The sequence below is a fragment of the Massilia sp. CT11-108 genome, from assembly GCF_047302915.1.
Taxonomy (GTDB): Bacteria; Pseudomonadota; Gammaproteobacteria; order Burkholderiales; family Burkholderiaceae_D; genus Telluria; species Telluria orientalis.
The window spans coordinates 1-7296 of the sequence record NZ_JBKYMO010000290.1 but is presented as its reverse complement, the minus strand read 5'-3'; the positions used below and the strand labels follow the sequence as shown (position 1 = coordinate 7296).

The following is a 7296-nucleotide window of genomic DNA, read 5'->3' as shown; positions in this document are numbered from 1 at the left end:
AACATGGCGCGACGAGCGGACGCACCATGTTCGGATGGCCGCCCAGGCTCGTCAGGCCGAACGCGGCCGCCACCTCGCGCGCCAGCAGGTACACCGTCAGCAGACGGCCCGTCGTGGCCGAGCGGATGCGCGCGATGCTGGCCTGCGCGTGCTCCTTCAGGCCGAAGCGTTCCAGCAGGCCGATCGCGGCCAGCGGCAGCAACAGGATCAGCGGCAGGTTGCGGGTCTTGATGAACGCCGTGCCGAGCGACTCCAGCAGGTGCAGCAGCGGCAGGTGCGCGGCCCAGCCGGTCACGCCGCAGGCGACGATCACGACGAGCACCGGATTGGCCCGCAACACGAATCCGGCGGCCACGGCCGCGATGCCGAGCAGCGGCCACAGGTTGACGGCAGATTGCATGATCCTCCAGCGGTTGTGGTTGCGTGCGGAATCTTAACCTAGAGCTAGCTCTGCGCCGTTCGTGTCTTGTGCATCCGGTGATGCCGTCGCTTCGCCACGACGCGCCGCCGACCTGCACACAAGCGGGCGGCACGCTTTGCGCGCACGCATGGCTTACCAGGCGATGCGCGCTAAGCTCGATGCCGTATCCATCGGGGGTTCGGCCATGACTGTCTTCGAACGCGCGCTACGCTGGGTTGTGTCTGGTTTCCTGCTGCTGGGCTTGTCCAGTTGCGGTGGCGACGTGGGCATCGGCATCGGGATCGGCTGGTTCCACGAGCCCGACCATCCATGGCCCGACCATCCCGACTGGCCCAGCTGGCCCGACCGGCCGCAGGGCGCCACGGGCCTGTTTCCGATCGCGGGCGACGTCTGCGGGCAATGCGCCGGCTCGCAGGACGGCACGGGCGGCGCGGCGCGCTTCAACGGTCCGCAGGGCATCGCGGCGGACGCGGCGGGCAATCTGTACGTGGCGGAAAGCGCCAGCGCCACCGTACGCAGGATCTCGACCCAGGGCGTGGTGACGACGCTGGCGGGCGCACGCGGCGCCGTCGGCTATGCGGACGGCGCCGGCGCGGCGGCCCGCTTCAACGAGCCGAGCCGGCTCGTCGCGGACAGCAACGGCAATGTGTACGTGACGGACAGCGGCAATTCCGTCATCCGCCGCGTGGCGCCGGACGGCACGACGACGACCATCGCCGGCGATGGCACCTGCGGCAGCGCGGACGGCAAAGGCACGGCGGCGCGCTTCTGCAAGCCGCGTGGCATCGCGCTGGACCGCCTGGGCAATCTGTGGGTGGCCGATACCGGCAACCACATGCTGCGCCGCATCGACGCGGGCGGCAACGTCACGACGGTCGCCGGCACCCCGGGCGTATGCGGCAGCCGCGACGGCGACGGCGGGCAGGCGCAGTTCTGCGAACCGCAGGACGTGGGTGTGGACAACTGGAACAATGTCTACGTCGTCGACACCGGCAATTCGACGATCCGCATGGTGAACGACAAGGGCATCGTGTCGACGCTGGCCGGCCAGCCGGGACGCTGCGATGCGGTGGACGGCAGCCCGGGCGTCTCACGCCTGTGCGCGCCGGGCGGCATCGCCGTCGACGGCAACGATTTATACATCGCCGACACGGGCAACTCGACGATCCGCCGCATCAACCTCGACAACGTGACGAGCACCGTGGCCGGCGTGCCGGGCCACGCGGGCATCACCCTCGGCGCCCTGCCTGGCAGCCTGGACCGGCCGATCGGCGTGGCCCTGGCCCCCGACCGCTCGATCGCGCTCACGACGCACAACCTTGTCGTGAAGCTGTTGCCGGCGAAGTAGTTACTCTGGACGGACGGGGTTGCTGGCCTGCTCGCCAACGACCGTGATCCACGGCCGCACGTGCCACTGCGTGACGAGTCCATTCACGACATACGGATCGGCATGGGCGAAGCGCTCGGCGGCGTCCGACGATTCGCCGCTGAACAGCAGCACGGCCTTGTCGGCCGGATCGGCCAGCGCACCGGCGATGACGATCTCGCCGCGATGCTGGGCTTCCCATGCCAGCCTCAGGTGTTCGTTGCGGAATTCGCCACGGCGTTCAAGGTAGTCCGGGGCCAGGTCGTAGATCAGCAGAAAGTGCACAGTATGTCTCCGTAAAAACGCGTTGGTGCCAGACATGGTAATCGCTTCGGCGCTGAGGCGTCGTGTCAAGGCGGTTTGCACAACGTCGACCGCGGCAGCGCATGACAGCATTGGGAGATGAAAAGACACCACATCACACTGGGTGCGCCCACCACGGCCGACGGCACCGTGACCTCCGCGAGCGCGCTGGTCTCGATTAACGGCGTCCGCGTTGCGCTGGAGGGCGATACGATCGCTTGCCGGACCTGCGGCAGCACGGGCGTCATCCGTTGCGTCGGGCCGCGCATTCCGGAGCGCTACAACGGCAAGCAGGTCGCGCTGGAGAACGATCTGTGCATCTGCAACTGCCCAAGGCCGCCCAGGCTGGTTGCGAACCAGACGATCAAGGCACAGTGCATCGACGATGGCGCGATGCCATGACCGACCGTGCCCCACGGTACCGTGCGTAGCCGATACCCGGCCTTATGCCACACTTTGCTTCTCCCGCCGACCGCTCATCCGCGCTGCCGGCACGACCTTTTCTGGAGGAAGCATGCCCAAATCGACGATTGCCGGCCATCCGCTGCACCCGATGCTGATCGTGGCGCCGGCCGCCCTGATTCCGTTCGGTTTCATCCTCGACGCCATGCACCGCGCGACGGACAACGACGACTATGCGAACGCCGCCTTCTACAGCCTGACCGGCGGCCTCATCGGCGGTCTCGCGGCCGGGGTCGCCGGGGCCATGGATTACCTGGAAATCGAGAACGAGACCGAGGTCAAGCAGACGGCCAACGTCCACGCGATGCTGAACGGCGGCGCACTTGCGGTGACGGCGGCCAATCTCGCACTGCGGCGGAGCGGCTACAAGCACACGGGCGGCTCGCTGGCGCTGTCGGCGATCGCCGCGATCGGCGTGGTCGTGTCCGGCTGGTTCGGCGGCCGCATGGTCTACGAACAAGGGATGCGCGTCAAAGGCGTCAGCCCCGTCGAGCATGCGCCGGAGGCGAGGATGCCGGGCGACGAGCGCGTCGTGCAGGCGCTGCACGACGTAGAACGTTACGCGCCCTCGTCCGGCCCCATGCTGCACTAGAGCTGGGCAGCTCGACGGCGGACAGGCTTGTTGGCGGCGCCCGGCGTCGCCAGCTCGTCCGCCGCCGTCATCACCGTGCCTGCCGGATGGGCTTTGGTGAGCGGACGGGTGAAGACGAGGCCGGTACCCGACACGCTGGCGCCCGCGTCATGGGCGCGCGTCAACGGCGCCTGGAGCGTCAGCTTGCCCGTCCGCCAACCCGTCTCCACCGCGGCGACGACACCCTGCTCTTCATCCACGCCGCTGCCGACGATCACCGGCTGGCCGGCCACGAACTGGCGCGCGTCGTCGACGCGGACGACCGTGGAGCCCTTGTCTGCGGGCGCCGCTGCGCGGGTGAGCCCGGGCGAACCGACCGTCGCGACCGTCAGGGTTTCGGCATGGTCGCCCGCATCGATGACGACGGCCTGGCCGGGCGCAACATGCGCGACCGTGTCGACCTTGACGCTCGTCGCTCCCGCCGCCGTCGCGCCTGTCCTGACCGAGACGGCCGTCACGAAATCCACGCAATCGTTGTCGCTGTCCTGGCCGTCGGGATAGCGTCCCGTGCTGCCCTGGGTCGCATCCACTTTCGCGAGGTCGCCGCTGAACGGGATGCCCGGGAGGGAACGCTCCCCCGTTTGCGCGGCGCGGATACCCGGGGCGTCCGCGTGACAGGTGGCGGCCTTGCCGGCGGCGCCGCGGAATCCACCGGATGCCCACGGGTCGACGAGATCCCCGTAGTTCAGGCTGTCGACGACGTACCCCGCCGCATCGCGCAGCACCATGCTGCCCGCTTCCCGCGACAGCGCCGGGCCGCCGAACCACTGGTTCGGGGTGCCCTGGAATCCCGCGCTGGTCACGGTGTCCACGCGCACGACGGCATCCGTGTCATGCGCACGCGCCAGGGCGCGGTCGAGCACGATCCCGCTGCCCGCCGGGCGCACCGGCTCGTTGCTCGAGTGCGCATGGCGGGTGGCGGGGGTGAAAGTAATGCCCGTACCGCGCACGCTGAACGGCAGGTTGGCGGCATGGTCGTACTTCAACGGCGCCGCCAGGTCGAGGCCCGTGCCCGGCTCCACGAACGGCTCGTTGGCCACGTGATCCTTTGCGAGTGCAGGGGAAATCGTCAGCGTGAGGTCGCCGCCCGGCGTGCCCTCGACGCGCACGATATCCACGGTTTGGAGCTTGCCGGGCGCGCCGATCACGGCCTTGCCTGGCGTGTAATCGACGTTCGTTTTCGTGGGGAAGCCGATCGCGCCATGGACGACGATCGTCGTGGCGCCCGCAGCGGCATCGCGGGCGAGGCTCGTACGGCGGGCGGCCGTGCCCACGTGCTTGACGGTGACCATGTCGATGCCGTGATCGGCGCTGTCGATATCGAGGCGGATCCTGTCGCCGGCGGCAATGCCGGCGGTCGACGTCACCTGGATATTGGTGGAACCTGCCGCCGCATCGAGACCCAGCCACGCCTGGCTGCCCGCCGTGCCGACGCCGGTGATGGTCACTTTTTCGTAGTGTTCGGTCGCGCGTCCGTCGACCGGATACGTGGTGCCGTAGCCGAGGGCAAGCGTATCGCCGACGGCAAAACCTTCGGTGCTGGTCACGGGGACGCTCGTCGAACCGGCCGGGATGGTGATGATGGGACCGTCGGGCAGCGGCTGCCACAGCGGCGTCGCCTGGCCGGCCGCCGTGCCGACGCGGACCACCTTGCGGGTTTCGTCGCCGACCACGATAGTGTCGTCCGGCTTGATGCCATCGACGTTCCGCACGTGGATGGTCGCATCGCCCGGCTGGGCGGGCAGCACGAGGCCCGAGTTGGACAAGCCCAGTACATAGAAGCCGTGCGGGGCAAGTCGGGTTCCGGCAGGCATCTTCACCTTGGAAAACAGCGGCTCGCGCGTCGCGTGTTGCGCGAACGTCCAGTTCGAGATATCGACTTCTTTCTCGCCGGCGTTGTACAACTCGATGAAAGCATTGGTCGCGTTAGTGCGCGCGCCGTCGCTCAGGCGGAATTCGTTGATTTTTACCGGCGCCACATTGCGCACCTTCGCCACGGCCGATTCGGTGCGGCCTGCCCACGTGGCCACGCCTTTCAGGTCGCCATTGAACGGCGCGGCACCGGATGTCACCTTGAAAACAGCATGCACGCTTTGGCCGGGCGCGACCGCGTCGGCGATGGTTTTCGCGGCCGCGTCGACATGCCAGCCCTTCGGCACCGCCAGGGACAGCGTGACGCCCCGCACGGGCTGGCCCGTCGTATTCGTGAACGTGACCGCCAGGTCTTTGGACGCCAGCGGCGCGAACGTGTGCAGGCTGCCCGGGACGTCGGACGCCGCTGCGGCCCCGACACTGACGGCTGCGACCTCGTAACGGGCGGCCGCCACGTTCTGCGCGACCAGCTGGTCCGTCGCGTTGGACGGATACGTCCGCGGCGCCGTCATCGCGCCTTCGTAGAACGTGCCTTGCGACGCGGTACTGTTGTCGCCGCCATTGCCGAGAAGGACGGCGCCCTGCTTGCGCATGGGGTCGTAGGATGCATCGATCCGGCGGCCTTCGTACATGACGGCCAGTTGTCCCCGCTGGGCATCACCGCCCAGCGTCGCCCAATGTCCGGGCTTGCCTTTCGTGACGGCCGCGATGAAGCGCGAACCGAGGGTGGGCAGGTTGGCGCACAGCTTCGATTTGTCGTCGTTGACGCAACCGACGAGATTGTTTTCATGGTCGGCCATCACCCAGGGCCCGGCCCCGCTGCCGCGATACCACCCTTTCGCGTTGCCGAAATAGATGGCCTCCATCGTGCCGTTGTCGTCGTCGATGCTGTCGATCTCGCCGTTGCCATAGTCGAAGCAGCAAGCCCCGTTGTAGTGATAGCCATTGATGACGGCATATTGCCCGCCCGCTTGGTCATCGACGGGCACGCCGTGCGTATCGTTCAGGCGCAGGCCCATGCCGGGCGCGATGTACACGCCATACACCTTATGTCCCATGATGGTGACCGGCGCCAGGTCCGCGAGCGGCAGATTGTCCATGCCTCCCAACGCGGGCCCCGTCCAGGTGCCGCGCGGCGCCTGCACGAGGTGATTGCGCTTGCCCGACTGGTCGTACAGGATCGTGATCCAGCAATAGGTGTCGGCGCAAAACGCGTCCTGCGCCGCCGCGTTCGCATAGCCGGCGCCTCGCACGACGCCGATGTCGCGCGTTTTGCCGTCCGACTGGCGCATGACCTGGTAGAGCGGCCCGTTGTACGCGGCGTAGAGCGCGCGCGTAGTGCTGTGCGCTGCCACGCAGGGCGCGCCCGCCTTCGCATAGATGTCGCAAGGGCCTTCCGGCCGGGGAGCCTGGGTGGATGCCCAGGCCGGCAGTCCACTCAACAGCAGCGCCAGGCTGAAGAACAGTTTTAGAATTTTCATGTTATCGATCTCTCCAAGAACCTCCCATCGTAGAGTCGATCACATGACCTGGACCAATTACTTTTTTTGCTTGATCGATATCCGATTTGCAATGTCCCGCTGGTCCGCCGCACGGGCAACGATCGCATCGGCGTGCGCCTGCGCACGCGCCTTCTGGTCCGGCGTGAGGCCGGTACCGATCTCGTCCAGGAACGGACCGTTGAACGGGATGGCCTGCTGCTCGGGCACGCCGTCCAGCTTGACCATGATGTCGCGCAGCGCCATGCCGTAGGCCAGCGCGCTCTGGCGGTCCGCGGCGATGGCCGGGTGGCCGAACCAGAAACCGGTAAAGAGTTGGTACAGGCTGGCCCAATAGCCCTGCTCCGCCTGCTCGTTCAGCATCCCGTTGATCCTCTCCTTCCACTCCTTCACGAGCGGATCGTCGGGGCGCGTCGTGAGGGCGGTCGGGTCGCCGAACGGGCCTTCTTCGACCAGTTCCGCCAGCGCGCCGTCCACGCCCGCGCGCGCGGCGCGTTCGAGATGGTCGATGCGCGCCATCTTCATTCTTTCGTTGACGGTCGCGCAGGCATGCGCGGGATCGGCGATGGCATCCGGTTCAGTGCCGTCACGCTCGGGCAGGCGACCGGTGCGCCCGAACACGACGCAGGCGTGCAACAGCCACCACGCGCGATACGCATCGCGCGGATCGCCGCTGGCGACCAGGCGTTCGATGCGCTGCGCCAGCGGTTCGGCAGGCACCGGCAGCGGGGCCGGCCTGGCT

7 protein-coding genes are annotated in these 7296 nt (G+C 67.9%); 3 read left to right on the top strand and 4 right to left on the bottom strand.

What is annotated here, in order from left to right; translation table 11 throughout:
• On the bottom strand, window positions 1-400 hold a 400-nt coding region (locus tag ACEN88_RS20610; protein WP_413342540.1), incomplete at its 3' end, for a 5-oxoproline transporter, DUF969 family subunit.
• 205 nt (window positions 401-605) lie between these two features.
• Here ACEN88_RS20610 and ACEN88_RS20605 point away from each other — a divergent pair.
• Complete coding sequence (locus ACEN88_RS20605) at window positions 606-1769, top strand: hypothetical protein (RefSeq protein WP_413342539.1); 1164 nt, start codon at window positions 606-608, stop codon at window positions 1767-1769.
• Here the strand turns inward: ACEN88_RS20605 and ACEN88_RS20600 are convergent, their stop codons facing one another.
• Window positions 1770-2072, bottom strand: coding sequence for a YciI-like protein (locus ACEN88_RS20600; RefSeq protein WP_413342537.1), 303 nt, complete (start codon window positions 2070-2072; stop codon window positions 1770-1772). It lies immediately after the preceding gene.
• A 117-nt stretch (window positions 2073-2189) separates the two neighbouring features.
• Between ACEN88_RS20600 and ACEN88_RS20595 the strand changes: the two genes are divergently transcribed.
• Together ACEN88_RS20595 and ACEN88_RS20590 are read left to right on the top strand one after the other, a co-directional pair.
• A complete protein-coding gene (locus ACEN88_RS20595; RefSeq protein ID WP_413342536.1) occupies window positions 2190-2492 on the top strand; it encodes a PAAR domain-containing protein in 303 nt (100 codons plus the stop codon).
• A 112-nt stretch (window positions 2493-2604) separates the two neighbouring features.
• Window positions 2605-3144, top strand: coding sequence for a DUF2231 domain-containing protein (locus ACEN88_RS20590; protein ID WP_413342535.1), 540 nt, complete (start codon window positions 2605-2607; stop codon window positions 3142-3144).
• Here the strand turns inward: ACEN88_RS20590 and ACEN88_RS20585 are convergent.
• The gene (locus tag ACEN88_RS20585; protein ID WP_413342534.1) at window positions 3141-6536 is read right to left on the bottom strand and encodes an arabinofuranosidase catalytic domain-containing protein; all 3396 of its coding nucleotides are present in this window, start codon (window positions 6534-6536) and stop codon (window positions 3141-3143) included. The two genes, ACEN88_RS20590 and ACEN88_RS20585, sit on opposite strands and share 4 nt — an antisense overlap.
• Window positions 6537-6593: 57 nt before the next feature.
• On the bottom strand, window positions 6594-7296 hold a 703-nt coding region (locus ACEN88_RS20580), incomplete at its 5' end, for a hypothetical protein (protein ID WP_413342533.1).